Source organism: Actinomadura macrotermitis (genome assembly GCF_009604375.1).
Classification (GTDB): Bacteria; Actinomycetota; Actinomycetes; order Streptosporangiales; family Streptosporangiaceae; genus Spirillospora; species Spirillospora macrotermitis.
Genome location: NZ_WEGH01000002.1, coordinates 113507 through 138955, shown reverse-complemented (window position 1 = coordinate 138955; position 25449 = coordinate 113507). Strand labels below are relative to the sequence as shown.

General features: G+C 74.5%; 23 protein-coding genes. 13 read left to right on the top strand and 10 right to left on the bottom strand.

Annotated elements, in window-relative coordinates:
- Positions 1-46: 46 nt before the first annotated feature.
- The 7 genes from ACRB68_RS12410 (at position 47) to ACRB68_RS12380 (ending at position 11740) form a co-directional block, all read left to right on the top strand.
- On the top strand, positions 47-862 hold the full coding sequence (locus ACRB68_RS12410) for a hypothetical protein (protein WP_153532676.1): 816 nt from the start codon (positions 47-49) through the stop codon (positions 860-862).
- Between the two features lie 14 nt (positions 863-876).
- Positions 877-3048, top strand: coding sequence for a glycosyltransferase (locus ACRB68_RS12405; protein ID WP_194293288.1), 2172 nt, complete (start codon positions 877-879; stop codon positions 3046-3048).
- Between the two features lie 65 nt (positions 3049-3113).
- Positions 3114-4169: a glycoside hydrolase family 43 protein gene (locus ACRB68_RS12400; protein ID WP_194293287.1), complete on the top strand. Its 1056-nt coding sequence runs from the start codon at positions 3114-3116 to the stop codon at positions 4167-4169.
- Between the two features lie 230 nt (positions 4170-4399).
- A complete protein-coding gene (locus ACRB68_RS12395) occupies positions 4400-6400 on the top strand; it encodes a hypothetical protein (protein ID WP_235959367.1) in 2001 nt (666 codons plus the stop codon).
- Positions 6397-9348 carry an ATP-binding protein gene (locus ACRB68_RS12390; RefSeq protein WP_235959365.1) on the top strand — a complete coding sequence of 984 codons (2952 nt, stop codon included), beginning with the start codon at positions 6397-6399 and terminating at the stop codon, positions 9346-9348. The genes ACRB68_RS12395 and ACRB68_RS12390 overlap by 4 nt, the downstream gene beginning before the upstream one ends.
- A 170-nt stretch (positions 9349-9518) precedes the next feature.
- Positions 9519-11390, top strand: a complete 1872-nt coding sequence (locus ACRB68_RS12385; protein ID WP_194293286.1) for a hypothetical protein — start codon at positions 9519-9521, stop codon at positions 11388-11390.
- 8 nt (positions 11391-11398) lie between these two features.
- Complete coding sequence (locus tag ACRB68_RS12380) at positions 11399-11740, top strand: DUF5955 family protein (RefSeq protein ID WP_153532672.1); 342 nt, start codon at positions 11399-11401, stop codon at positions 11738-11740.
- Here ACRB68_RS12380 and ACRB68_RS12375 read toward each other — a convergent pair.
- Positions 11737-12729, bottom strand: a complete 993-nt coding sequence (locus ACRB68_RS12375) for a hypothetical protein (RefSeq protein WP_153532671.1) — start codon at positions 12727-12729, stop codon at positions 11737-11739. The two genes, ACRB68_RS12380 and ACRB68_RS12375, sit on opposite strands and share 4 nt — an antisense overlap.
- Positions 12730-12830: 101 nt before the next feature.
- Positions 12831-14153 carry a hypothetical protein gene (locus ACRB68_RS12370; protein ID WP_153532670.1) on the bottom strand — a complete coding sequence of 441 codons (1323 nt, stop codon included), beginning with the start codon at positions 14151-14153 and terminating at the stop codon, positions 12831-12833.
- Between the two features lie 368 nt (positions 14154-14521).
- Here ACRB68_RS12370 and ACRB68_RS12365 point away from each other — a divergent pair, with 368 nt between their 5' ends.
- Positions 14522-15772 (top strand): Mur ligase family protein, encoded by a 1251-nt coding sequence (locus tag ACRB68_RS12365; RefSeq protein WP_153532669.1) that lies wholly within the window; start codon positions 14522-14524, stop codon positions 15770-15772.
- On the top strand, positions 15762-16487 hold the full coding sequence (locus tag ACRB68_RS12360) for a type 1 glutamine amidotransferase (RefSeq protein ID WP_328594119.1): 726 nt from the start codon (positions 15762-15764) through the stop codon (positions 16485-16487). The genes ACRB68_RS12365 and ACRB68_RS12360 overlap by 11 nt, the downstream gene beginning before the upstream one ends.
- Here ACRB68_RS12360 and ACRB68_RS12355 read toward each other — a convergent pair.
- The 6 genes from ACRB68_RS12355 to ACRB68_RS12330 form a co-directional block, all read right to left on the bottom strand.
- Complete coding sequence (locus tag ACRB68_RS12355; protein WP_153532668.1) at positions 16480-17475, bottom strand: sodium:calcium antiporter; 996 nt, start codon at positions 17473-17475, stop codon at positions 16480-16482. The two genes, ACRB68_RS12360 and ACRB68_RS12355, sit on opposite strands and share 8 nt — an antisense overlap.
- Before the next feature lie 57 nt (positions 17476-17532).
- Positions 17533-17895: a DsrE family protein gene (locus ACRB68_RS12350; RefSeq protein WP_153532667.1), complete on the bottom strand. Its 363-nt coding sequence runs from the start codon at positions 17893-17895 to the stop codon at positions 17533-17535.
- A gap of 148 nt (positions 17896-18043) precedes the next feature.
- Entirely contained in the window at positions 18044-18688 is a 645-nt protein-coding gene (locus tag ACRB68_RS12345; protein WP_328594118.1) for a response regulator transcription factor, read from the bottom strand.
- Between the two features lie 13 nt (positions 18689-18701).
- Entirely contained in the window at positions 18702-19940 is a 1239-nt protein-coding gene (locus ACRB68_RS12340) for a sensor histidine kinase (protein ID WP_207709670.1), read from the bottom strand.
- A 4-nt stretch (positions 19941-19944) separates the two neighbouring features.
- Positions 19945-20376, bottom strand: a complete 432-nt coding sequence (locus ACRB68_RS12335) for a hypothetical protein (RefSeq protein WP_153532666.1) — start codon at positions 20374-20376, stop codon at positions 19945-19947.
- A gap of 85 nt (positions 20377-20461) precedes the next feature.
- On the bottom strand, positions 20462-21022 hold the full coding sequence (locus ACRB68_RS12330; RefSeq protein WP_153532665.1) for a hypothetical protein: 561 nt from the start codon (positions 21020-21022) through the stop codon (positions 20462-20464).
- A gap of 93 nt (positions 21023-21115) precedes the next feature.
- On the opposite strand from ACRB68_RS12330, the gene ACRB68_RS12325 reads away from it, so the two are divergent.
- Complete coding sequence (locus ACRB68_RS12325; protein ID WP_153532664.1) at positions 21116-21616, top strand: FABP family protein; 501 nt, start codon at positions 21116-21118, stop codon at positions 21614-21616.
- A gap of 264 nt (positions 21617-21880) precedes the next feature.
- On the opposite strand, the gene ACRB68_RS12320 is transcribed toward ACRB68_RS12325, so the two are convergent.
- The gene (locus ACRB68_RS12320) at positions 21881-22924 is read right to left on the bottom strand and encodes a fatty acid desaturase family protein (RefSeq protein ID WP_153532663.1); all 1044 of its coding nucleotides are present in this window, start codon (positions 22922-22924) and stop codon (positions 21881-21883) included.
- A gap of 121 nt (positions 22925-23045) precedes the next feature.
- On the opposite strand from ACRB68_RS12320, the gene ACRB68_RS12315 reads away from it, so the two are divergent.
- The 3 genes from ACRB68_RS12315 to ACRB68_RS12305 all read left to right on the top strand — a co-directional run bounded on the left by ACRB68_RS12315 (position 23046) and on the right by ACRB68_RS12305 (position 25027).
- Positions 23046-23462, top strand: a complete 417-nt coding sequence (locus tag ACRB68_RS12315) for a Fur family transcriptional regulator (RefSeq protein ID WP_153532662.1) — start codon at positions 23046-23048, stop codon at positions 23460-23462.
- 10 nt (positions 23463-23472) lie between these two features.
- On the top strand, positions 23473-24462 hold the full coding sequence (ygfZ, locus tag ACRB68_RS12310; RefSeq protein WP_153532661.1) for a CAF17-like 4Fe-4S cluster assembly/insertion protein YgfZ: 990 nt from the start codon (positions 23473-23475) through the stop codon (positions 24460-24462).
- Between the two features lie 64 nt (positions 24463-24526).
- Positions 24527-25027, top strand: a complete 501-nt coding sequence (locus tag ACRB68_RS12305; RefSeq protein WP_153532660.1) for a hypothetical protein — start codon at positions 24527-24529, stop codon at positions 25025-25027.
- Here the strand turns inward: ACRB68_RS12305 and dtd are convergent.
- A complete protein-coding gene (gene dtd, locus ACRB68_RS12300) occupies positions 25024-25449 on the bottom strand; it encodes a D-aminoacyl-tRNA deacylase (protein ID WP_153532659.1) in 426 nt (141 codons plus the stop codon). The genes ACRB68_RS12305 and dtd overlap by 4 nt on opposite strands.

Sequence of the window (25449 nt, the reverse complement as noted above, 5' to 3'; positions counted from 1 at the left end):
CCAGAGTCGGAGGCCGCCATGCCGCACCTGATCGTGAGGAGTCCCGGTGGGTGACGAGCCGGTGGGTGACGAGCCCGTGGTCGGCGAGCCCGCGTCCGACGAGCCCGTGGTCGGCGAGCCCGCGTCCGACGAGCCCGCGTCCGACGAGCCCGTGGTCGACGCGCGCGACCTGGAGACCGAGGTGCACCGCCTGCAGGGCGCGCTGCGCAAGCGCGAGCGCGAGCTGCGCGACCGGGACCGGCGGCTGCGCGAGACCCAGGCCCGCCTGACGGCGCTGGAGGCCTCCACCGCGCTGGCGGTCGGGCGGCGGCTCGCCGCGGCGGCCCGCAAGCCCGGCAAGGGCCTGGTCGCGCTGCCCCGCGACCTGTTCCGGATGGCCAAGGGCGACCGCGCGCCCCGCACGGCGCCCCCGGCCCCTGCCGTCGCGCCGGCGGCCGGCTGGCCGACGCTGCGCACCGAGGTCGGCCAGGACGAGCGGCTGCTGTTCGGCGCCGCGCTGCGCCCTTCGGACAAGCCGGTCGTGGCGGGCGCGTTCACCGCGCGGACCCGCGCCGCGCTCGGCGAGGACGCGCACGTCGTCGGGCTCGTCCCGCACGACGCGGGCGTGACCGTCGATCAGGCCGACCCCGACGTCGTCGTCTTCGAGGCCGCCGCGTGCGCGGCCGGGCACCCCTGGGCCTACCTCGGCGACGCCGCTGCAGTAGACCGGCAGCGTGCCCTGCTCGCGGTGCGCGAGGCGGCGCGCGCGCTCGGCCGGCCCGTGGTGCTCTGGCGCAACGCGCCGTGCGCGCCCGGCCTGGAAGGGCTCGGCTGGGACGCCGTCCACGACGGCGACACTCTCGACATCGCAGCACTGACATGACAGCTGGAGAAGCCATGACCCGCCGCGCCCTCGTCTACGGCGACGTCGACCTGAACCTCATCGACGGCTCGGCGATCTGGGCGCAGTCGATGGTGCGGGCCCTGCGCGACGCCGGCTGCGCGGTCACCCTCGTCCTGAAGGCGCCGGTCCGCACCGGCCGCCTGGTCGACCCGCTCACCGCCCTGGACGGCGTGACCGTCCGCCGCCCGCACGCCGAGGGCCTGGTCGCCGGCGACGCCGCGATGACCGTCGCGCAGGCGCACCGGGTGCTCGGCCGGATCGACGCCGCCGAGCCGCACGACCTCGTCGTGGTCCGGGGCCGCCACATCGCCGCCGCGCTCGCCGGCGACGGCGCCTTCCAGGGCCGGCTGTGGAGCTACCTCACCGACGTGCCGCAGTCGCTGGCGGGCCTGGACGGGCCGCTGCTCGGCGAACTGTCGCGCATCGCCCGCGCCTCGCGGGTGCTGCTCTGTCAGACCGAGGAACTACGGTGCTTCCTGGAGCAGACGGTCACCGAGGCGTGCGGCAAGGCCGTGCTGTTCCCGCCGGTCGTCGTCGTGCCGGCCGGGCTGGAGGCGCACGGGTCCGCCCGCCGCGAGCCCGGCTCGCCGCTGCGCCTGGTCTACACCGGCAAGTTCGCGCTGCGCTGGAACACCCTGGAGATGACCCGGGTGCCGCGCCGCCTCGCCGGGCACAAGGTGCCGGCCGAGCTGCACATGGTCGGCGACAAGATCCACGACGAGCGGTCCGACCCCGAGTACGCGGGCCGGATGCGGCGCGCGCTGGAGACCGCGTCCGGTGTCGTCTGGCACGGCGGCCACCCGCGCGAGCGGGCCATGGCGATCGCGGCGGGCGCCGACGTCGGCCTGTCGTGGCGGCGGCCGGAGATGGACGCCAGCCTGGAGCTGTCCACCAAGGTGCTGGAGTTCGGCGCGCTCGGCCTGCCCGTCGTGCTGAACCGCACGCCGATGCACGAGGCGCTGCTCGGCGCCGACTACCCGCTGTTCGCGCGCACCGAGAACGACGTCGTCGAGGTCCTGCGCGGTCTTGGCGAGAACCCGGATGTGTACGCGCTCGCCGCCGAGCGCTGCCGCATCGCCGCCGCCGACTTCAGTCTGGAGCGTGCCGCCGAACGGCTCCGCGTCCAGATCGAGCGCGAGTTCCCGCAACCGCGCGTCGAAGCGCGCGCGCGGCCGACCCGCGTCGTCGTCGCCGGGCACGACCTGAAGTTCTTCACCCGCCTGCTGCAGCACCTGGACTCCCTGCCGAGCATGGAGGTCCGCGTCGACAAGTGGCGCGGCCTCGCCGACCACGACGAGGAGCGCAGCCGCGAGCTCGCCGCCTGGGCCGACGTCGTCGTCTGCGAGTGGTGCGGCCCGAACGCCCTGTGGTACTCCCGCCACAAGCGCCCCGGGCAGCGCCTGATCGTCCGCCTGCACCGGTTCGAGCTGACCTCCGGCTGGCCGCAGAAGCTCGACATCGACCAGGTCGACCAGGTCGTCTGCGTCAGCCCGCACTACGCCGACCTCACCCGCGCCGAGACCGGCTGGCCGGAAGGCAAGGTCACCGTCGTCCCCAACTGGGTGGACGTGGCGCAGCTGGACCGGCCGAAGCTCGCCGACGCCCGCTTCCACCTGGGGTTCATCGGCGCCGCGCCGTCGCGCAAGCGCCTGGACCTCGCCCTGGACGTCATCGAGGAGCTGCGCCGCCGCGACGACCGCTACATGCTCTTCGTCAAATCCAAGCTCCCCTGGGAGTACTGGTGGATCTGGAAGCGCCCCGAGGAGCGCGCGCACTACGAGGCGCTGTTCGAGCGGATCGCGCGGTCGGAGTCGCTGCGCCACGGCGTCGTCTTCGACCCCTACGGCCGTGACATCGGCGCGTGGCTGCGGCGCATCGGGTTCGTCCTGTCGACCAGCGACGACGAGAGCTTCCACCTCGCGCCCGCCGAGGGCATGGCCTCGGGCGCGGTGCCCGCGCTGCTGAACTGGCCCGGCGCCGGCACCATCTACGACCGGCGCTGGATCCACGAGAGCCCGGCCGCGATGGCCAACGCGATCGAGGCGATCGTGGCGAGCGGCCGGTGGGACGCCGAGCGCGCCGCCGGGAACGCGCAGGTCCGCGACGCGTACGCGCTGGAGAAGGTCTGCGACGCCTGGGAAGAGATCGTGCAAATCCGGAAATGACCGGCGGCGGTCCGCTAGCCTGCCGACCGTTCTGCAGGATCGTGATGGGAGTTCCGGTGGGAGCAGTGTCACGTCGGGTCGTCGTTCCGGTCGCCGCGGCGCTCGTGGTGAGCGGCGGCGCGGCCGCCTGGATCGCCTCGGGCGACGAGCCGGCGGCGTCCTCCGCGCTGAGCGGCGCGAGCACGGCGGCCGTGCCCGCGCCGAAGCTGGTCATCCCGGTCAACTTCGCCGACCCCGACGTCATCAAGGTCGGCACGACCTTCTACGCGTACGCGACCAACGGCCACGGCAAGAACATGCCGGTCGCGTCCGCGTCCTCCGCCAAGGGCCCCTGGACCATCCACAAGGCCGACGCGCTGCCCAGGCTCGGCGCGTGGGCGCGGACCGGGCTCACCTGGGCGCCGGACGTGTCGCGCCGCAAGGACGGCAAGTACGTCCTCTACTACACCGCCCAGCACGCCACGAAGAAGCTGCACTGCCTCGGCGCCGCCGTCGCGGCCTCCCCGCTCGGCCCGTTCAAGCCGGCCGGCACCAAGCCCCTGGTGTGCGACGCCCCGAAGGGCGCCACCCACCCCGGCCTGCGCGGCGAGATCATCGACGCGTCGTCGTTCGTGGACGGCACCCGGCACTACCTGCTCTACAAGGTCGGCTACAACGCCTACGGCAAGCGCTCGTTCCTGGCGCTGCAGCGGATGAGCGCGGACGGCCTCACCCGCGTCGGCGCGGCGAAGGTGATCCTCGCCCAGACCAACGAGCCCTACACCGTCGAGGCGCCCGACCTGGCCCGCGTCGGCAAGCGGTACGTGCTGTTCTACTCAGCAGGCGTGTTCAGCAAGGACAACTACCAGACCCGCTACGCGGTGGCCTCGTCCGTCGGCGGCCCCTACCGCAAGGCCGCCAAGCCGCTGATGACGACCGCCGGGATGCACCGCCGGGTCAACGGGCCGGGCGGCGCGGACGCGGTGTTCGACTCCGGCGCGTGGCGGATCTTCTTCCACGGCGCGATCGTCCCCGGCGCCCACCCGAAGCCGGACCCGTCGCCGTTCCCGAAGAAGCTGGTCCGGGGCATGTACGTGGCGGATCTGCGCTGGACCAAGGGCGGCACCCCCTACGTCCGCTGACGGTGGCCGGATCCGGTCACCGCCCGGCGCGCCGTGTCCGATCTTCGTCCCAGGTGAGCCCGCTGACCGAATTGTGGGTCTATTTCGGTCATCGGGGTCCGTGTTCGGTCGAAGGTGACGCGGCACACCCCGAACCTCTTTACTCTGTGCGGTGTAAGCGACCCACCCGACCCGACCCCAAGGCGTTCCTCACCCTCCCGTAACCCCAGGGGCCTCTCGACGTGACGGACATGCCGAGCGAGCCCGCGATGACGCGGTTCATCCAGCCCGATCGCGTCTACGTGGGCTGGCGGTACGCGCAGGTGCACCCCGACCCGGGCCCGCCCCCCGAGCCGCCGGAGCCGGCCGGCCCGGAAGGGCTCGCGCCCCCGGCGCGCCGGCCGGGCGAGGAGCTGGCCGGCCGGCCGCTGCGCGTCACCGCGGCCGGCGCGGGCGCCGGCGCCCTGCTGGTCCTCGGCTGCGCCGTGGCGGGCGTGCTGCCCTGGAGCTTCGCCCTGGTCGGCCTGCTGGCCTGCGCGATCGTCGCCGGGATCGCCGGTTCGGCGGTGTGGCGCGACGAGCGCGGCGTGCGGGCCCGGCTCGCCGCCGAACGCGCCCAGGCCGCCCGCGACCGGGCCGAGCGGGCCCGCGCGCACGCCGCCGCCGCGGCCGCGCACGCCGCGGCCCTGCGCGAATGGGAGCGGCGCCGCGCCGCCTACGAGTCGCAGCGCGAGTGGTACCCGGTCGCGGTCCCGCCCGGCGTCGACCGCGTCGACGTCGTCGGCGGCACGCTGGCCGGCTGGTCGGCCGCCGTCACCACGATGGGCGCGGCGCGGCTGGCGGCCGGCGCCCGCCTCACCGTCATCGACCTGTCCGAGGGCGCCGTCGCGCACGACCTGCTGCGGCTGGCCGCCGACCGCGGCGACGACCCGCTGGTGTGGGTGCTGCCGGCCGACCTGCCCCGGTTGGACGCCACCCGCGGCCTCGGCCCCGAGGCCCTCGCCGACGTGCTGTCGCTGGTGGTGAGCGCCGGCGAGGAGCAGAGCAGCACCCGCGACCTGTCGTTCGACAACTCCATCCTGGAGCGCATCATCGAGGTGCTCGGGCCGGAGGCGACGATCCCGCGGATCACCGCCGCGCTGCGGGTGCTGGCCCAGGTCGGCGACCCGCGCGCGGACCTGCGCCGCGGCCTGCTCACCGAGGAGCAGCACGAGCGGATCGCCACCCTGTTCGGCCGCAACGCCACCGACCGGATCGTGGTCCGGCACGCCTGGGCGCTGGAGGCGCAGCTGCGCAAGCTGGACAAGATCGGCACCGAGCCGGTGCGGCTGCCGCCGTCGCGGCTGCACGTGGTGTCGATGGACCGCCGCGCCGGCGTGCTCACCAACCGCGTCCTCGGCACCTACGTCACGACCGCGCTGACGCACCGCGTCCGCGAGTCGCCCCCCGGCGGCCGCTGGGACCACACGCTGTTCCTCTGCGGCGCCGAGAAGCTGCGCGGCGACGTGCTGGACCGGCTCATCGACGCCTGCGAGGCCACCGGCACCGGCCTGGTGCTGATGTACCGGTCGATCCCGCCGCACGTGCGCGAGCGCCTCGGCCGCCGCGGGCACGCCGCGGTCGGGTTCATGCGCCTCGGCAACCCCGAGGACGCGCGCGTCGCCGCCGAGCACATCGGCGACGGCCGGCGGCTGCTGGTCGCCGAGATCACCGACACCGCCGGGCAGACGCTGTTCGACGTGCCCGGCGAGAGCTACGCCAGCACCGTCGCCTACGCGCGCCGCCGCGGCGACGACCTCACCGAGCCGGCCTGGTCGCCGCTGCCCGCGCCCGCCGCCGACGACACCGCGTTCGTGCGCGGCATCAGCTCGGCGACCGCGTGGGGCCGCACCATCCCCGAGACGCCGTCCCGCCAGCGCGCCCGCGAGCTGCTGATCGAGCCACCGCAGCTGCAGGAGCTGCCGCCGACCGCGATGGTGTTCACCCACGCGGGCGCGGCGGGCCGCCGGATCATGATGGTCGACGCCAACCCCGGTATCGTCACGCTGCCGACCGCGCACCGGGTCGAGGTCGAGGAGTACCTGCGCGAGCAGGAGCGCCGCGAGCAGGCCGAGCCGGAGTGCGGCGAGCCCGCGCCGGAGCCGCCGTCCGGCGACCGGCTGCCGGTGCCGCGCCCGCGCGGCGCCAGGCACGCCCGCCCGACGCGCCGGGCCGGCGGCCGGCGCGGCGCCGCGCCGGAGGAGCCCGAATGATGCAGCCGCCGCCGGGCATGCACCCGGGCATGCGCCCGGGCTCCCCCGCGGACGGGTCGGCGCCCGTCCTGCGCGGCCCCTGGTACCGGATCCAGGCCATCCCCGCCCAGCAGCGCGCCGCGTCCGCCGAGGGCGACTTCGTGAGCGTGCTGCCCGCCGCGCTGTCGGCGGCGCGGCGCGGCGAGCCGTTCGTCGTCGGCTGGCTGTCGGCGGGCGGCGGCGCCCCGCTGGAGCTGATCACCAACGCGGGCACCGCCGGCGGCCGCGGCCTGCTGTTCCCGAGCGGCGCGCGCGGCGTCCCCGCGGGCGACGGCTGGCTGCGCCGCGCCGAGCGGATGGCGTGGACGCGCTGCCCGGGCCGGCTCGCCCCGCCGGCCGGCGCCGCGGCCGGCGCGGAGCTGTTCGAGTCGACGCTGACGACGCTGATGGAGCGGCCGTTCGGCTGGTTCGTCGTCGCCGACCCCTGCGACGACCGCCTGCTGGACACCGAGATGCGCGAGCTGCACCACGAGCTGCGGATGCTGCGGCGCGGCGAGGACGAGCAGGCCCGCCTCGCCGTCGCCCGCGCCGACCAGCGCCTGGCCGAGCTCGACGCGTTCCGCGAGGCGGGCCTGTGGCGCGTCCGCGTCCTCGCCGGCGCCGCCGACCAGGCCGAGCTGTCCCAGATCGCGCCGGTGCTGGTCGGGTCGATGGAGCTCGGCCACCACCCCTACCGGCTGCGCTCGGGGCACGGCAGCGGCTCGTTCGCCGAGATGCTGCGCCCGGGCGCGGGCCCGGCGCCGCTCCGCCCGCCCGCGCCGGGCGACCAGAGCTTCCCCTTCACCGCGACCGCCGGCGCGCTCGCCGCGCTCGCCGGGCTGCCCCGCCGCGAGGTGCCGGGCGTGCGGGTGCTGGACGCCGGCCACTTCGACGTCACCTCCGAGACCGACGGCGCCGCGCCGCCCGGCGAGCCCGCCATCGGGCTCGGCGCGATCCTGGACGACCAGGACCGCACCGTCGGCGCCTTCACCGTCCCGCGCTCCACCATCAACCGGCACGTGTTCGTCACCGGCGCGACCGGCGCCGGCAAGTCGCAGACCGTGCGGCACCTGCTGGAGCAGCTCACCCGCGCGGGCGTGCCGTGGCTGGCGATCGAGCCCGCCAAGTCCGAGTACGCCGCGATGGCGGGCCGCATCGCCGACCTCGGCGGACCGGTCACCGTCGTCAACCCGTCCGCGCCCGGCTCGGTGCCCTTGTCGGTGAACCCGCTCGCGCCCGAGCCCGGCTACCCGGTGCAGGCGCACATCGACATGGTCCGCGCGCTGTTCCAGGCCGCGTTCGACGCCGAGGAGCCGTTCCCGCAGATCATGGCGCAGGCGCTGCAGCGGGTGTACGAGGCCAACGGCTGGGACGTCGTCACCGGCGCGGGCGTCCCCGGCTCGCTCATCGAACCGGCCGTCCCGACGCTGGAGCAGCTGCAGGAGGCCGCGCTGCAGGTCATCGGCGACGTCGGCTACGGCCGCGAGCTCGCCGCCGACGTGCAGGGCTTCGTCGACGTGCGGCTGCGCTCGCTGCGCATCGGCTCGGCCGGGCGGTTCTTCGAGGGCGGCCACCCCGCCGACATCGGCGGGATGCTGCGCGACAACATCGTGCTCGCCATCGAGGACGTCGCCAACGACGAGGACAAGGCGTTCCTCATGGGCACCCTCATCATCCGCATCGTCGAGCACCTGCGGATGCGCGCGCGCCGCAGCCCCGGCCGGCCGGGCCTGCGGCACGTCATCGTCATCGAGGAGGCGCACCGCCTCCTACGCAACCGGCCCGACCGCACCAGCTCGCACGCGGTGGAGCTGTTCGCCGGGATGCTCGCCGAGATCCGCGCCTACGGCGAGGGCATCATCGTCGCCGAGCAGATCCCGACCAAGCTGGTGCCCGACGTCATCAAGAACACCGCGCTGAAGGTCGTGCACCGGCTGCCCGCGCACGACGACCGGCACCAGGTCGGCGCCGCGATGAACCTGGACGCCGACCAGTCCCGCGAGGTGGTGTCGCTGACGCCGGGCGTCGCGGCGGTGTTCGCCGACGGGATGGACCGGCCGCTGCGGGTGCGCGTCCCGCTCGGCGAGGGCCGCGAGGCCGAGCTGCCGGGCCCGCCGCCGCCGGTGGACGGCCGCCGCTCGGCCGCCTGCGGCTGCGAGTGCCGCTCCGGCCGCGCCTGCACCCTGTACGAGCTGCGCGAGGCCGACCTGCTCGCCGGGCACGACGACTGGGCGTGGCTGCGGGTGTGGACCGAGACGGTCGTGCTCGCGCACGTGACGAACCGGCCGCTGCCCGCCGTCCCCGCCGAGCTCGGCCGCGCCTGGCCGCGCCTCGCGCCCCGGCTGCGCGAGTGCGCGCTGGCGACCGTGGTGGAACGCGCCGTCACCCGCCGCGCGCAGGCGCTGCGGACCGTCTACCCGCCCGCCGACCTCACCACCGCCGTCGCCGGCGTCGCCGGCCGCCTCCTGGCGGGCGACACCGCCCCCGCCGGGACGCGCCCGGGCGCGCAGTGGGTCATCCCGCAGGTCCGCTGGCTGCACGAGCTGGACCGCCTGTTCCCCTACGGCTCGGGCGTCCCCGACAAGCACGCCGAGGTGCCGCCGCTGGACTACCAGCTGCGCGGCCTGAAGCAGCACCCCGAGCCCAAGCTCGGCAACCGGCTGCGCGCGCTGCGCCGCCACCGGCTGTCGATGGAGCTGGCCGCCAACCGCCCCCTCGCCATCACCGCCCTGGCGGGCGGCGACGAGCAGGCCGGCTTCTACGCCGACCTCGCCGTCGTCGCGATCGGTGTCCCCGAGGAGGACCAGATCGCCGAGATCGCCGCCCCGATGAACGTCACCGAATGGCTGGAACCGGTGCTGAGCTGGCCCGAATGCCTGGTCAAGCCCTTCGCCGACCCGGCCGGTGACCTGCCCTTCCGCGCCGACTGACGACCACCGGGCGAATCGGAGGCATTCGGCCCGTGGGAGGACCGTGCTCCGCACGATGACCGTTTCTTTCGAGGCGAGTGAACGGTCATGTCACAACTCGGTGGATTTCGTCGTGCATCGGCGCCATCATGGTTACTTTCTTCCCAGGCGTAGTGGCGTGAGGGGACGAGATGACGGCAGAGGCCGAAGCGGAAGCGGTGGTCACGCGCGATGAGCCGTTCTTCCAGCACGGCCCCGAACCCGGCCTGTCCGCGCAGCCCCTGCAGAACGACACCCGCTACCTGTCGGCCGCCGTCTACCTCGACCGCACGCTCGCCGACCGGGTCATCGCCGAGTACGTCGACGACGAGCACCGCGCGATCGTCCCCTCGTTCGGCTTCGACCTCGGCCCGGTCGTCCTGCACGCGCTGCGCGCCCGCCGGCTGCGGCTCCTGCGCGACCTCGTCCTCGGCCTGCTGTGGCCGGTCTGCATGGTGCTGCTCCCGTTCACCACGTTCACCTACGGGCTGCTCCTGGTGGTCCCGGCGATCCTGCTGGTCGTCCCGTGGCGGCGCCTGAGCTGGCCGTGGCGGATCGCGGTGTTCTGGGTGGTGACGGGCCCGGTGCTCCTCTATCCGGCCCTCATGCTGTTCCTGCTGCTGTCGTCCGACGGATCGCCGTCCACGGGCCTTGGCACCTACGACGAGGAGACCGGCACCAGCGGCATCGGCGGGCCGCTGGAGCGGCTGTTCCCGGGCCCGGTGCTCCTGCTCATCCTGCTGGCCGTCGCTACCGTCTTCGCCGCCGTGTTCATCGGGCACATCGCGCTCGTCTACCGGATCCTCGCCCGCGAGCTGCGGCCCGGCACCGTCGGCGCCGGGCCGCCCTCCCACAGCGAACGGGTCGGCCGGCTGCTGAAGCGGATCGTCTCCGCGCAGCGCGGCAACGTCACGCTCTACTCGGGCGAGAACCCCTTCCTCGGCGCCGGGGACGTGCTCGCCCCCTGGTCCCGGTCCTGGTCGGTCGTGCTGGAACTCGACCGCGCCGCGACCGGCCCGCTCGGCGGCGAGGGGAAGACCGCGCCGGTCGATCCGGCGGTCATGCACGACCGCATCCGCGCCGCCCTGCACGGCATGCGCGACCAGTGGCCGCCGCCCACCCCCGGCGGTCCGGCGCCGGACGAGGTCCGGCCGCTGCCGCCGAACGAGCGCATCGCCGGGCTCGTCACCGGCCCGCACATCGTCGCGTCCGGCCTGTGCGCCCAGCTGCCGCGCGCGTTCGACCCGGCCGGCGGCGGGACGTTCCACGGCCACCCGCTGATCGACGGGCGCTTCGGCGTTCCGTACGCGGTCGCCACCCCAGCGGGCATCGACGCCCTCGTCCGCCACTCTCAGAGCGGCATCCGCTGCTATCAGCGCGTCACCGTCGGCGCCTGGGGCCAGGCCGTCACCGGCCGGGACGGCCGCCCGGTGGCGCCCGCCGAGGACCAGGCCATCGCGGTCTCCTGCTTCGTGCACCTGGCCGTGGAGGGCCGGATGCTCTACGGCCAGTTCGTCGCGACCGCGCTGCCGCCGATCCGCCGCCAGTTCCGCGTCGTGGACGCGCTGCCGGACTGGTCCACGCCCGAGCTGCTGCTGCGGTCGCTGCTCGCCGGGTGGCGCCGCATCCCGGCGGGTGCGCTGCTGGCCTGGCCGCGGGTGGTGAAGACGTGCTGGCAGATCCTGCGCGGCACGATCGCCGCGGGCTCGGGCGGCGACCCCGCCAAGCGCATGGTGCACGACTACGGCGCCCGCATCAGCGTCCGCGAGCTCGCCGCCGAGCCCGGGTTCACCACGTTCCTGCAGACCCTGGACACCGACAAGTACATCCGGCTCATCGAGCGGCGCGTCAACGAGGCGCTGCTCGACCACCTGTCCGGCGAGTGCGGCATCGACGTGTCGGCCTACCGCGCGCAGGCCGCCACGGTGCTGAACGAGGGCGTCATCATGACGGGCGGCACCGTCAACGGGCAGGTCGCCGCCGGCCACCACGTCCGGCAGTCCCAGCACGGCGTCAACCCCTGAGGAGCGGCATGTCACGAGGCGACAGAGGGATCAGCATCGGCGGGCACGCCAGCGTGTCCGGCCAGGTCGCCAGCGGCGACCACGTCATCCAGCGGCAGGAGTCCGGCGCCGCTCCGCGAAGCGACGCGTTCGCCGAGGTCGAACGGCTGATCGGTGAGCACGCCGCGGCGCTGCCCGAGGCGGAGCGGGCCCGCCGCGACCTGGCCGACCTGCGGTCGGAGGCCGCCGAGGCCGACCCCGACACCGAGCGGATGCAGGGCGCCCTGGAGCGCCTGGCCCGCCGCGTGTCGGGCGTCGCGGTCCTCGCCGCCGCCGTGCACGACCTGGCCGGGCAGCTCGGGCTCGGTTAGATGTCGCCCTCGGAGCGGGCGCCCAGGCCGGCCTTCTCGGCGTTGGGGTTCCAGTAGCCGAGGAACTCGCGCTTGGCGGCGCTCGCGCGGGAGTTGGCGTCGGCGATCGTGGCGTTGTCCTCGCCCGGGCAGCCGGGCGCCTCGTCCAGGTAGGCCTGGTTGGAGTCGACCGACGCCTGCAGCGCGCGCACGAGCGCGTCGCGCAGCTCGGTGCCGTTCTCCAGCGCGCCGACCTCCAGCTCCCGCGCCTTGGCCAGCTGGGCCTTGCGCTCGCTGCGGATGCCCTGCAGGCCCGAGCTGCTGCAGCCGCTCTCGATGACGGTGCCCAGCTGCGAGCGGGTCGACGACATGTCCGACAGCAGCCCGTCCACGGCGGTGGCCTGCGCCTTCAGGTCGCCGGAGGGGGACGCCTCGGTCGGGGTGTCGCTGGTCTCCTCTGGCGGCGAGGCCTCCTGCGACGGCTGCGGGCCGGCGGTGCTCGCGGCGCTGCCGGGGTCGGACGGGCCCGCCGGCCAGAACACGATCGCGAGGGCGACCGCGGCCAGCGCCAGCACCCCGGCGGCGATCAGGAAGTAGGGCGCCCTGCTCCGGCGCGGCGGGGGCGGCGGCTGCCAGATCTGCGGCTCGTTCCACGGCTCCTCCGACAGCGAGATCGTCATCTCGCCCGGCGGCGCCGGCGGCGGCTGGTTCCAGTCCGCCGGCTCCGACCACGGCGCCGGCCCGGGCGGCGGCGCGGCCGGGGACTCGTGCGCGGGCGGGTCGTGGCGGGTCTGCTCCCGGTAGGTCTGCTCGCGCGGCTGGAACCAGTCGCCGGCCTCGCGGGGCGGCACCGCCCACGGGTCCGGCTCGGCCGGCGTCTGCCAGGGCGGCGCCGGCGGCGCGTCGGACGTGGTCGCCTCGTCGTCGGGGACGGTGTTCAGCGGTGTGTTGCAGCGCGTGCACCGAGGCAGCGCGGGGGTGGTGTCGCTACCGCATCCCGGGCACCGCATAGCAACCCCTCACCGTGGTCGGCCAACGGCCACAAGATACTGCCCGGTTCCCGTCCGCGCCCGGACCGTGAGCAGGTCGCAATCCGGTCGTGACCGGATGATCACACGCCGTTCCAGCGGCGCGCCGGCTGGCCGGTCTTCTTGGCGACCGGGTTCCACAGCACCACGAACCGCTGCTTGGCCACCGTCGCGCGCCGCTCGGCGGCGGCGCGGCCGGGGGCCTTGGAGGCGTCGGGCTTCGGCTTGCCCTTGCAGCCTGACTGGACGCGCTGCGCCCACGCCTGCAGCGCCAGGTCGACGTCCAGCGACGCCTGGAACGCCTGCTGCAGGTGGCCGCGCATCCGCTCGCCGTTCGGGGTCTTGTCCAGCTCCAGTTCCTTGGTGCGGCGCAGCTGGTTCTGCCGGCTCTGCGCGACCTGCTTGAACCCGTTGACGGCGGCGGGCAGCGTCTCGCACTTGCGGGTGCCGCCGAGCGCCGCGCCGAGGATGCGGCGGGTGCCGGCGCTGTCGTCCAGCAGCGCGTTCACCTGCTTGGCCTGCTCGCGCGCCTCGCCCGACAGCGGCCGCTTCTGCGCGACCGGCTTGTTGCCGTTGGGGGAGTGGGACGCCTTGGCGTTCGGCGTCTTGTCCTCGCCCTTCGGCCACAGCACGAAGCCGACCGCGACGACCGCGACGGTGACGAGCGCGCTGACGCCGACGAGCAGCCCCTTGTGGACGCCGCCGGAGCCGCGGGGCGCGTCCGGCGGCGGGAAGCCCGGGCCGGAGCCGAACATGTCGCCGCCCATCGGGGGCTGCCCCATCGGCTGCCCGAAGGGCGGCCCGCCCATGGGCGGGCCGCCGGGCCCGAACTGGCCGGGCGGCATGCCGTTCTGCATGGGCGGCTGCGGCGACCACTGCTCCTGCTGGGGCGGCTGCATCATCGTCCGGTCGTCCTGCGCGAGATGCCGCGGCGCCCACTGGTCCTGCTGCGGGGGCGGCTGCATCGCCGTGCGGTCGTCCGGCGCCAGGTGCTGCGGCGTCCACTGCTCGGGCTGCGGCGGCTGCTCCGGGGCGCTCTCGGGGCGGCGGGGCTTGGCGTACCAGGAGTCCGGGACGATCGACTCGGGCTCGGCGCCGAACCCGCCGGCGGGGGCCTCGTGCCAGGACGGCGGCGGCGAGGCGAAACCGTTCTGCTGCTGCGGCGCGGGCTCGTCGGCGTCGTCGTCGGGGTCGAACGTCCAGGCGGCGGTCGACTCCGGGTCGACCGCGACGGGCTCCGCGGACGCCCACGCCGGGGTGGGCGGCGGCACCACCATGGTGCCGTCGAGCGCGTCGCCCACCGGAGCGCCGAGCGGCGCGTGCTCGCGCCCGCCCAGCGCCGTGCCGCAGTTCGGACAGGTGCCTGGCGTCCCGGGCGCGTTGGCACCGCACGTCGGACACTGCATGCTCAGAACCTCGCCTATGTCGCCGCTACTGTCGCGCTACGCCCTCATGCGATCCCCGCCGGAGGTGGGCCCCCGGCCCCCGCGTTCCTCTTATACGAGAGGACTCCGACAAAGTACCTGGACGGCGCCTTCCGCGTGCGCCATGACCGGAAAGCGGGCACCGGCGGCCCCGTCCCGCGGGGGGTTCAGCACCGAATCACGCCCGCCCCGTGCGGGTCAAGATCGGCCTGGCCGGTTTACCGCGCCCGCTGTGATATGCGTCGCATTCCCTTCGGTGCACCCGGGCACGACGCGCCGGTCCCGGTAGCGGATACGCTCGGATCCTTGAGGCGCCTTTAAGTCGCACCACACCGGAGAAGACGGAGTCCATGAGCGATCTTCCACTGCGTTCGCAGCTGGCCGTCGCGCTCGGTCGTACGGCCGCGAAGATGTCCCGGCTGGCGGGCAAGGGTGACGGTTCGGTGATCGGAGGGCGGATCGGTCTCCGCCTCGACCCCGAACTGCTGACCAGGCTCGCCAAGGACCGCAAGCTCGTCCTCGTCAGCGCCACCAACGGCAAGACGACGACCACCCGGCTGATCACCTCGGCGATGACGCCGCTCGGGGAGGTCGCCACCAACGCGTTCGGCGCGAACATGCCGACCGGCCACGTGTCCGCGCTCGCCTCGGCGCCCGACGCCCGCTACGGCGTGCTGGAGTGCGACGAGAAGTACGTGCCGATGGTGCTGGCCGAGACCGGCGCGAACATCGTCGCGCTGATGAACCTCAGCCGCGACCAGATGGACCGTGCCGCCGAGATCTGGCTGCTGGCCGGCAAGTGGCGCAAGGCCCTGGAGGCCTCGCCGCAGAGCCACGTCATCGCCAACTGCGACGACCCGCTGGTCACCTGGGGCGCGTCCACCGCCAAGAGCGTCACCTGGGTCGCGGCCGGCCAGCACTGGCGCGAGGACTCCTGGTGCTGCCCCGAGTGCGGCGGCCCGCTGGACCGGCGCGACACCGAGGAGGACAGCGACTGGCGCTGCCGCCAGTGCCACTTCGCCCGGCCGCGTCCCGACTGGAGCCTGCGCGGCGACCACGTCGTCGACCCGCACGGCCGCGCGATCCCGCTGGACGCGGTGCAGCTGCCCGGCCGCGCCAACCGGTCCAACGCCGCGATCGCGCTGGCCGTCGTGGCGCAGTTCGGGGTGCCGCCCGAGCAGGCGCTGCCGCTGCTGGCGCAGGTGAAGTCGGTCGCCGGCCGCTACACCACGGTCGAGTACCAGGGCCGCAGCATCCGGCTGCTGCTGTCGAAGAACCCGGCCGGCTGGCTGGAGGCGTTCGACGTGCTGGCGCCCGCGCCCGGCCCCGTCGCCCTGTCGATCAACGCGCAGGGGCCCGACGGCCGCGACACCTCCTGGCTCTGGGACGTCGACTACCGCATCCTGCGCGGCCGCCCGGTCTGGGTGACCGGCGAGCGCCGCATCGACCTGGCGGCCCGGCTGGAGGCCGCCGAGGTCTCCTTCACCGTGGTCGACGACATCGAGCAGGCGGTCATGGCGGTCCCGCCCGGCCACCTGGACGTGATCGCCAACTACACCGCCTTCCAGGACATCCGAACGAGGTACGGCCGTGTCGTCTGACCGCATCAAGATCGTCTGGATCTACCCGGACCTGCTGTCCACCTACGGGGACCAGGGCAACACCATCATGCTGGAGCGCCGCGCGCGGCTGCGCGGCATCCCGACCGAGACGGTGCACCTGCGCTCGGACGAGCCGGTCCCGCAGGACGGCGACATCTACCTGCTCGGCGGCGGCGAGGACCGGCCGCAGATCCTGGCCGCGCAGCGGCTGCGCGCCGACGGCGGCCTGAACACCGCCGCCGCCCGCGGCGCCGTGGTGTTCGCGGTCTGCGCCGGCTTCCAGATCATCGGGCACGAGTTCGGCGGCGACGAGGGCCAGCAGCTGCCGGGCCTCGGCATCCTGGACGTGCGGTCGGGGCGCGGGCAGCAGCGCGCGGTCGGCGAGGTCGCCGGCGACGTCGCGGCCGAGCTGAACGTGCCGCGCATCACCGGCTTCGAGAACCACCAGGGCGCCACGGTCATCGGCCCGAACGCCCGGCCGCTCGCCAAGGTCGTGGCGGGCATCGGCAATGGCGACGGGCAGGGGTTCGAGGGCGCCTACGCGGGCCATGTCCTCGGCACCTACATGCACGGCCCGGCGCTGGTGCGCAACCCCGCCCTCGCCGACCTGCTGCTGCGCTGGGCCGTCGGCCACGACATTCCGCCGCTGGACGAGTCGTGGGCCGGCCGGCTGCGCGAGGAGCGGCTGCGCGCCGTCGTGCCGTCGGCTAGCTGACGGTGAGGATGGCGGCGACGGCGCCGAGGTAGAGGGCGAGCCACAGCGCGATCAGCGGCGGCCCGAACCGGCCGCCGCGCAGCGCCGGCACCAGCGCCAGCGCGCCGCCCGCGAGGGCCGCCGCGCCCGCGGTCCACGCGGGCGCGGTGAAGCTCCAGCTCGTGAACGCCAGCCCGACGCCCACCGGGATCGTGCACTGGAACACCATCGCGCCGGTGATGTTGCCGAGCGCGAGGGTGTCCTTGCCGCGCCGGATCCACAGGACGCTGTTGATCTTCTCGGGCAGCTCGCTCGCCAGCGGCGCCAGCACCAGCGCGAGGACGAGCGCGTCGACGCCCACCGCCTTGGCGATGTGCTCGACCTGGGTGACGAACAGCTCGGCGCCGCCGACCATCAGCAGCACCCCCGCCACCAGCTGCGCGGCGAGCTGCAGCCCGCTCGGCGGGTCCTGCTTGGAGGGGTCGAAGTACATCGCCGGCGGCTGCTCGTCGCCGCCCTCCTCGCGGCCCCGCCGCAGCGTCCGCCAGGTGTAGCCGGCGTAGACGAGCAGCAGCAGGACGGCCCCGGCGATCCGCACGGGCCTGCTGCCGACGGCGCCGAGCCCGACCGCCACCGCGAACGCGCCGAGGAAGACGGCCAGGTCCGTGACCATCGCGGGCCGGTCCAGGTCCAGCGCGACCCGCTCGCGCCGGGCCCGGAACACCAGCGCGCTGATGCCGCAGAGCGCCATGGCGAGCGTCCCGAGCAGGAACGGCGCGCCGAGGATCGCGCCGACGGCGATCTCGCCGCCCTGCTCGCCGGAGACGATCGCGATGATCGGGATCAGCGACTCGGGCATCGCGGTCGCGACCGCCGCGAGCACGCTGCCGACGGCCCCGTGCCCGAGGTTCAGCTTCGACCCGGCCCATTCGACGGCGTTGGTGAACACGAAGGCGCCGCCCACCAGGACGGCGAAACTGAGCACGAGCAGCGCGATGGCGAGCGGCATGCCCGCCCTATGTCCGATCAGATCGACTTCATGCCGATCCGTACCGCGCGCAGGGGATCAGTACACCAGCGCCTGCGCGCCCTCGGCCACGGCCTCCTCGACGAACGTCGGCGCGCCCGCGATCCGCACGCCCTCGATCACGTCGTCGACGCCGATGCCGCGCCGCGCCGCGCACTGCGTGCACACCGTCACCCGGCCGCCCGACAGCACCACCGCGAGCAGGTCCGCGAGCGGCGTGGCGTGCGGCAGCTCGAACTCCCCGGCCCGCCCGGGCAGCCCGAACCAGGTGGCCTCGCCGGTCAGCCAGAGCGACACCGGCACCCCGCTCGCCACGGCGGCGGCGGCCACCGTGAACGCCTGGTTGCACCGCTCGGGCGCGTCCGCCCCCGCCGTCGCCTTGATCACCAATCCTCGCGCCATACCCGCACCCTATTCGGCTAGGGTCGGCCCATGGGTGGCATGGTCAACACGGTGGTGCTGGTCCTCGGCTTCGGCCTGGTCGCGGTCGGCGCGGCCTTCCTGGTGACGCGCCTGTCCCGGCTGAAGTGACAGCGGCGGGCGGCGCGGGTCAGCCGTTCTTGCCCAGGTAGCGCAGTACCGCGAGGACGCGGCGGTGGTCGCCGCCCGACGGCGGCAGGTCGAGCTTGGTGAAGATGTTCGCGACGTGCTTCTCCACCGCGCGGTCCGACACGACGAGGGCCGCGGCGATGGCGGCGTTCGTCCGGCCCTCCGACATGAGCGCCAGCACCTCGCGCTCGCGCGGTGTCAGCGCGTCCAGGCCGCGGTGGCCCGGCCCGAGCAGGTGCGCGACGACCTCGGGGTCCAGGGCGGTGCCCCCGGCGGCGACGCGGCGGAGGGCGTCCACGAACTCGTCGATGTCGGCGACGCGCTCCTTCAGCAGGTACCCGACGCCGCCGGCGCCGCCGGCCAGCAGCTCGGTCGCGTAGCGGGTCTCGATGTACTGGGAGAACAGCAGGACGCCGGTCCCGGGATGGTCGCGGCGCAGCGCCATCGCGGCGCGCAGGCCCTCGTCGGTGTGGGTCGGCGGCATCCGGACGTCGACGACGGCGGCGTCGGGGCGGTGCTCGGCGACGGCCGCGCGCAGCGCGTCGGCGTCGCCGACGCCCGCGACCACCTCGTGGCCCCGCCCGGCCAGCAGCCGGGCGAGGCCGTCGCGGATGAGGACGGCGTCCTCGGCGATCACGATGCGCACGGGCACACCCCGCTCAGGCCTGGAAGGGAAGCTCGACGGTGACCACCGTAGGGCCGCCGGCGGGGCTGTCGACGCGCAGCGCGCCGTCCACCGTGCGGACCCGGTCCGCCAGGCCGGCGAGCCCGCCGCCCGCGGCGGCCCGCGCGCCGCCGCGGCCGTCGTCGCTCACCCGGACGCGCAGCCGCCCCCCGGACCCGCTCACGGCGACCTCCGCGCGGGTCGCGCCGCTGTGCTTGGCGGCGTTGGTCAGCAGCTCGGCCGTGCAGAAGTAGGCGATGGACTCGATCGCCGCCGACGGCCGCCCGGCGGCGTCGGCGCGCAGCCGCACCGGCAGCCCGCAGCGCGCGGCCAGCGAGTGCAGCGCCGGGACCAGCCCCTGGTCCAGGACGGGCGGGTGGATGCCGCGCACCAGCTCGCGCAGCTCGGCGACGGCCTCCCTGGCGTTGTCCTGCGCGGCGGTGGCCAGCTCCCGGGCCGGTCCTGGGGGCACCGCCTCCTTGACCAGGGTGAGCTGCATGGTGAGCGCGACGAGCCGGGCCTGCGCGCCGTCGTGCAGGTCCCGCTCGATCCGCCGCAGCGTCGCCGCCGCGTCGTCCACCGCCTGTGCGCGCGTCTGCTCCAGGGCTTGGATGCGTTCGGCCGGACGGTGCGGGCCGAGCAGCCAGCGCAGCAGCAGCCGGTTCGGGACGGTGGCCGCGTGCACCGCCCACGGCGCCAGCAGCAGCAGGAGAAGGCCGCCCAGCGACACCAGCAGTTCGCGGGGAAGCGTGTCGAAGTAGAAGCCGTCCACGACGAACCCGCGCCGGCCGTCACGCGTGGTGTCCTGGTCCAGCCCGAGCGCGAACTGGATCGGGTAGGTGAGCGCGACCACGCCCCAGATCCAGGTGAACACGACGACGTACGCCTGGAGCAGCCCCGCCGGGACCTGTAGCAGCAGGTACGTCATCGCGCGCCATCCCGGCACGTCCGACAGCATCGCCTGCACCCGCCCGTAGAAACCGGTGCCGGGGCGGACCGGCGCGGGCGCCTCGACGTGCTCGTCCAGCAGCCGGGCGGCCAGCGCGCGGTGCAGGCCACCCAGCCGGCGCGCGCCGTACAGGGCGAGCGCGAACAGCGGTATGCCGATCGCGGTGAACGCGAGCCCCGCCCCGAGCGCCACCGAGAGCAGGACGTAGCAGAAGCCCGCCGCCGCGAACGCGAGGGCGAGGACCGAATGCAGCAACTCGCCCGTCGCCCGCCGCCGGAAGCTCACCGGTTCATCGTCCCAGGATCCGCGCCTGCACCGCGGTGAGCGCCCGGACGATCCACGGCGTCGCCAGGAGCGCCGGAAGCCCGCCGGCCAGGGCGTGGAACGCCCAGGCCCCGGCGTAGGTGGGCCCGCCCCAGGCGTGCGGGTCGTAGCCGGGCATGCCGAGCAGCGGGCGCAGCGGGTAGCCGAGGTTGAGCACCGCGATCAGCCAGCCGTACCCGGCGACCAGCAGGAACGGCGGGTACAGCGGCAGGCCGAGCAGCCCGCGCAGCCGCGTCGCCGGGACGTCGCGGTGCAGCAGCCGCGCGGCGAGCCGCCGCTGGAGCCGCCCGCCGTCGGCGACCGCGACGAGCGCCGCCGGGCCGGCCAGCAGGGCGTACAGCGACTCCCGCCAGGGACGCGCGGTGAACGGCAGCCGGAAGGCGGTGGGAATCCTCATGTCTTCATGCTCGGCCGCCGGCCCCGCCCGGATCGATCGTGCCCGTACGGGTCTTCGGGGTTCGGTTCACCCCACCCCCGGGCGGTCAGCCGTTGGTGAGGGTGCGGTGGACGACGATCGCGGCCGCGGCCGCCACCGACAGCGCGCCGGTGCCGTAGCCGACCGCCATGAACATCAGGGCGCGCCGCCGCAGCGCGTCGCCGTTCCGGGTGCTGATGATGCCCTGGCCCTCGGCCTCGACGACGGTCAGCTCCTGGCCGGGCGTGAAGATCCGCTCCTCGTAGCGGTACTCGCCCACCACCTCGCCGGGCGGCAGCAGCGGCAGGCCCGGTCCCGGCTGGACGAGCTGCTCGGCGGCCTCCACGAACTTGTCCTTCGGGTGCACCGGTACGCCCGCGACCAGGAACGGGGCCTCGGAGCGCTCGTCGACGAAGACCCGTTTGCCCGACCTGGTCCGGGCGGTCGCCCGCGCCTGGTACCAGACGCACGGTGTCCCGGAGAAGGGCGCGGTGAGCGGGCCCAGCGGCCCGGCCGCGGCGGGCCCGGTGATCCGGCGCCCCTTGTCGCCGAGCGCCTTGTAGCGCATCCGCCAGACCCAGCCGACTGCGAGGAAGACGGCCGCCACGATCGCCAGGAGGTACTCCATGACGCCGATCCTGCGGCCGGCCGCGACCCGCCGTCCAGGGACGGCGGTCCCGCCCGCCCGGGGACCGGCGCGTCCCCGCTACGCTCTGTGCGCATGGAGTTCGAACTACACCCGGACCTGAAGCCGCTGGAGTTCCTGCTCGGGACGTGGAAGGGCGCCGGGGTCGGCGACTACCCCACCATCGAGGCGTTCAACTTCGGGCAGGAGGTCTCGTTCACCCACATCGGGAAGCCGTATCTGATCTACGCGTCCCGCAGCTGGCTGATCGAGCAGGACGGCAGCGTCGGCCGCCCCCTGGCGACCGAGACGGGCTACTGGCGTCCGCAGCCGGACAACCAGCTCGAGGTCACCCTGGCCCATCCGACCGGCATCGTCGAGATCTACGTCGGCAACGTCGCGTTCAACCGGATCGAGATGCAGACCGACGTCGTCGCGCGGACGCAGACGGCCAAGGAGGTCACCGCGGGCACCCGCATGTACGGGCTGCTGCCGGAGAAGGACGGCGCGCGCGACCTCGGCTGGGTGTACGAGATGGCCGCGATGGGCGAGCCGCTGCAGGTGCACCTGTCGGCGCAGCTGAAGAAGGCCGGTTAGGCCGGGAAAGGAACGATCCCCGGACCTTCCCGCCGGGTGGCGGGAGATGGACGGGACGGTCCATCGGTCCGGGGATCGGGTGTCTGCCTGGTAATCGCCGGTCACCGTCGCGACCGTGCGCGCCGCCAGGAGGCGGCTCCGAGGCGTTGACGGCGACTAGCGGACAGCCACCTCGCGAGTCCCAGAATCATGCATTTCCTGGACCACCTCCTTTCGCGCGTGACCGCAAGGTATGTCAACCGCGCCGGGTGAGGCAAATGTTTTTCAGCGACCTCCCGGGAACGCCAGCCGCAGCACCCGTCCCCAGTGCCCGGCGACCTGCCTGACCAGGGAGTCCGCGTGGTACGGCAGCCCGTAGCGGGCGCAGATCTCCTGGACGCGCGGGGCGATCTCGGCGTACCGGTTGCTCGGCAGGTCGGGGAACAGGTGGTGCTCGATCTGGTGCGACAGGTTGCCCGTCATCAGGTGCAGCAGCGGGCCGCCGGTGATGTCGCAGGAGCCGAGCAGCTGCCGCAGGTACCACTGGCCGCGCGTCTCGCCCTCCAGGACGTCCTCGGGGAAGACCTGCACGTCGCCGGGGAAGTGGCCGCAGAAGATGACCGTGTGCACCCAGATGTTGCGCAGCACGCCGGCGGTGAAGTTGGCGGCCGCGACGCGGCGGGCGTTGCGGCCGGCCAGCAGCGGGAACGCCACGTAGTCCTTGACGGCCTGGCGGGCGAACTTGCGCCCGATGCCGGCGAGCCCGGCCCGCACGTCCCCGCCGGTCTCGACCCGGTCGCCGATGTCGTAGACGGCGTTGCCGAACTCGAAGAGGGCGGCGAACAGCACGTTGTACAGCGGCTGCGCCAGGTACACCGGGTGCCACGGCTGCGCGGGGTTGACGCGCAGGATCGTGTAGCCGATGTCGCGGTCCTTGCCGAGGACGTTGGTGTAGGTGTGGTGGAGCACGTTGTGGGCGTGCTTCCACTGGTCGGCCGGGCAGGCGTTGTCCCATTCCCACGTGGTGGAGTGGATCTTGGGGTCGCGCATCCAGTCCCACTGGCCGTGCATGACGTTGTGGCCGATCTCCATGTTCTCCAGCGACTTGGCCACCGCGAGCGTGACCGCGCCGCCCCACCAGGCCCAGCGGCGGGACGCGCCGAACAGCAGGGCCCGGCCCGCCACCTCCAGGCCCCGCTGCGCGGCGATCACCCGCCGGATGTAGCGGGCGTCGGCGGTGCCGCGGTCGCCGATGACCTCGGCGCGGATCTTGTCGAGCTCGCGGCCGAGCTCGTCGGCCTCGTCCTGCGTCAGCTGCCGGGCTTCCATGGCGTGGTTCCCTCCTGTGCGGACGCCCCCGACCCTGCCGCGCGGGCCGGTCCGGGGGAACGCGTTCGCCCCACGTTGTGCGGCCGGTCATGGAGCCTCCGCTGACAAATACACTCGGGGCATGGCCGAGACGTGGCAGCAGGAGCTACGGGCGAAGGGCTACCGGGTCACCCCGCAGCGGCAGCTCGTCCTCGAAGCGGTGACGAACCTGGAGCACGCGACCCCGGAGGAGATCTGCACCGAGGTGCAGCGCACCGCGCAGGGCGTCAACATCTCCACGATCTACCGGACGCTGGAGCTGCTGGAGGAGCTCGGGCTGGTCAAGCACGCCCATCTCGGGCACGGCCCGCCCAACTACCACCTGGCGATCGAGGCCGAGCACATCCACCTGGTCTGCCGCGGCTGCGGCCGGGCCGAGGACGCCGACCCGGCGGCGGCGGCCGGCCTGGCGGACGCGCTGCGCGAGCGGTCGGGGTTCGAGACCGACGTGCACCACCTCACGGTGTACGGCCGCTGCAAGGCCTGCCAGGGCGCATAGTCTGGCTCTCATGAAGAGCCCGCTGTTGCAGACGCCCGGGGCCGTCGCGGCCGACGCGCCCGACCAGGACATCGCCGCGCACTACGGCGAGCCGATGCACGAGCAGAGCGAGCTGGAAGCGGGCACCGCGTTCACCGACCGCAGTAACCGCGGCGTGTTCACGGTGACGGGCCCGGACCGGCTGAAGTGGCTGCACAGCCTGCTCAGCCAGCACGTCCAGGACCTGGCGCCGTTCACGCCGACGCAGGCGCTGCTGCTCAGCCCGAACGGGCACGTCGAGCACCACATGCACCTGGTCGACGACGGCGAGACCGTCTGGGGCCATGTCGAGCCGGGCGAGGCGCCCGCGCTGGTGGAGTTCCTGGACCGGATGCGGTTCATGCTCCGCGTCGAGGTCGCCGACGTCACCGAGCAGTACGCCGTGATCACCGGGCCGGCCGCGCTGCCCGGCGAGCTCGCCTTCCCGGACGTGGCGGGCCTGGTCACCCGGATCGTCGCGCGCGAGGCCCTGGCGGCGCCCGAGGGGCTGCGCCCGGCGGGCCTGTGGGCGTACGAGGCGCTGCGGATCGCCGCGCACGTGCCGCGGTTCGGGCTGGACACCGACCACCGGACGATCCCGCACGAGATGGGCTGGATCGAGGACGCCGTCCACCTGAACAAGGGCTGCTACCGGGGGCAGGAGACCGTCGCGCGGGTGCACAACCTCGGCCGCCCGCCGCGCCGGCTGGTGTTCCTGCACCTGGACGGCAGCGTCGACCGGCTCCCCGCGCAGGGCGACCCGGTGGAGATCCCGGGCGGCAGGACCATCGGGTTCGTCGGGACGGCGGCGCGCCACCACGAGCTCGGCCCGGTCGCGTTGGCGCTGGTCAAGCGGAACACCCCGGTCGACGTGGAGCTGCTGGCCGGCGGCGTGGCGGCGGCGCAGGAGGTCGTGGTGTCGCCCGACACCGGCGCCAACGTCAAGATCGAACTTCGGCGGCAAGGAGCAAACAGGGCGTAAAACTTCTTTCGCCCGGGCAAACTCGTCTGGCGTAGGCGTCCGCCACCGCCAGGGGAGTGGGTCGATGGTCGCGAGCCCGGAGAACGAGTCACCGGCCGCCAGGAAGGCCGCGACGGGGCGCAGGCGCCGCCCGCGGCGCGAGTCGGCGCTGCTGTGGTGGGCCGGCTTCGCCGCGATCGCCGTCGCGGCGGCGTGGCTGCGCTCCTGGCGGCTCGCGCTCGCCGGGCTGCTGCTGTGGTGCCTGTACCAGTTCGTGCTGGTCCCGACGATCTGCCGGATCATGACGCGGCAGGGCTACTCGTGCCGCGAGCCCGCCCGCGGCCGGCTGTTCGCCTGCCGCCCCGAGCACCAGCGGGTGAAGAACGACGCGCTGTGGCGCCTGGCCGGCCGCCGCAACCCGCGCGGCCGCAGGCCCGCGCCGCCGCCCGACCCGAACCGCGACACCGGCGTGGTCGTCTACACCCCGTCGGTCCGCGGCCGCCTCGCCCAGACCGACCGGCTGATGATCCTGACCGCCGCCGTGGGCACCCTCACCGCGGTGACCTGCGCCTTCTATGGCTTTTAGACGTCCAGGACCAGCGTGATCGGGCCGTCGTTGACCAGGGCGACCTGCATGTCGGCGCCGAAGACGCCGGTCTCGACCTTGGCGCCGAGCGCGCGCAGCTCGGCGACGACGGCGTCCACCAGCGGTTCGGCGACGGGGCCGGGCGCGGCGGCGATCCAGGTGGGGCGGCGGCCCTTGCGGGCGTCGCCGTACAGGGTGAACTGGCTGATCACCAGCAGTGGCGCCCCGAGGTCGGAGCACGACTTCTCGCCCGCCAGGATCCGCAGCCCCCACAGCTTGGCCGCGAGCCTGCGGGCCTGCTCCGGGGTGTCGTCGTGCGTCACCCCGACCAGGACCAGCAGCCCCGGCCCCTCGATCTCGCCCACGACGCGACCCTCGACGGTGACGCTCGCCTGACCCACCCGCTGGACTACCGCCCTCAT

Bases quoted from the DNA above. Each gene is read 5' to 3' on its own strand.
- ACRB68_RS12405 (WP_194293288.1), top strand. From the start codon at position 877: ATGACCCGCCGCGCCCTCGTCTACGGCGACGTCGACCTGAACCTCATC.
- ACRB68_RS12395 (WP_235959367.1), top strand. From the start codon at position 4,400: ATGCCGAGCGAGCCCGCGATGACGCGGTTCATCCAGCCCGATCGCGTC.
- ACRB68_RS12390 (WP_235959365.1), top strand. From the start codon at position 6,397: ATGATGCAGCCGCCGCCGGGCATGCACCCGGGCATGCGCCCGGGCTCC.
- ACRB68_RS12385 (WP_194293286.1), top strand. From the start codon at position 9,519: ATGACGGCAGAGGCCGAAGCGGAAGCGGTGGTCACGCGCGATGAGCCG.
- ACRB68_RS12380 (WP_153532672.1), top strand. From the start codon at position 11,399: ATGTCACGAGGCGACAGAGGGATCAGCATCGGCGGGCACGCCAGCGTG.
- ACRB68_RS12375 (WP_153532671.1), bottom strand. From the start codon at position 12,729: ATGCGGTGCCCGGGATGCGGTAGCGACACCACCCCCGCGCTGCCTCGG.
- ACRB68_RS12370 (WP_153532670.1), bottom strand. From the start codon at position 14,153: ATGCAGTGTCCGACGTGCGGTGCCAACGCGCCCGGGACGCCAGGCACC.
- ACRB68_RS12365 (WP_153532669.1), top strand. From the start codon at position 14,522: ATGAGCGATCTTCCACTGCGTTCGCAGCTGGCCGTCGCGCTCGGTCGT.
- ACRB68_RS12355 (WP_153532668.1), bottom strand. From the start codon at position 17,475: ATGCCGCTCGCCATCGCGCTGCTCGTGCTCAGTTTCGCCGTCCTGGTG.
- ACRB68_RS12350 (WP_153532667.1), bottom strand. From the start codon at position 17,895: ATGGCGCGAGGATTGGTGATCAAGGCGACGGCGGGGGCGGACGCGCCC.
- ACRB68_RS12335 (WP_153532666.1), bottom strand. From the start codon at position 20,376: ATGAGGATTCCCACCGCCTTCCGGCTGCCGTTCACCGCGCGTCCCTGG.
- ACRB68_RS12330 (WP_153532665.1), bottom strand. From the start codon at position 21,022: ATGGAGTACCTCCTGGCGATCGTGGCGGCCGTCTTCCTCGCAGTCGGC.
- ACRB68_RS12325 (WP_153532664.1), top strand. From the start codon at position 21,116: ATGGAGTTCGAACTACACCCGGACCTGAAGCCGCTGGAGTTCCTGCTC.
- ACRB68_RS12320 (WP_153532663.1), bottom strand. From the start codon at position 22,924: ATGGAAGCCCGGCAGCTGACGCAGGACGAGGCCGACGAGCTCGGCCGC.
- ACRB68_RS12315 (WP_153532662.1), top strand. From the start codon at position 23,046: ATGGCCGAGACGTGGCAGCAGGAGCTACGGGCGAAGGGCTACCGGGTC.
- ygfZ (WP_153532661.1), top strand. From the start codon at position 23,473: ATGAAGAGCCCGCTGTTGCAGACGCCCGGGGCCGTCGCGGCCGACGCG.
- ACRB68_RS12305 (WP_153532660.1), top strand. From the start codon at position 24,527: ATGGTCGCGAGCCCGGAGAACGAGTCACCGGCCGCCAGGAAGGCCGCG.
- dtd (WP_153532659.1), bottom strand. From the start codon at position 25,449: ATGAGGGCGGTAGTCCAGCGGGTGGGTCAGGCGAGCGTCACCGTCGAG.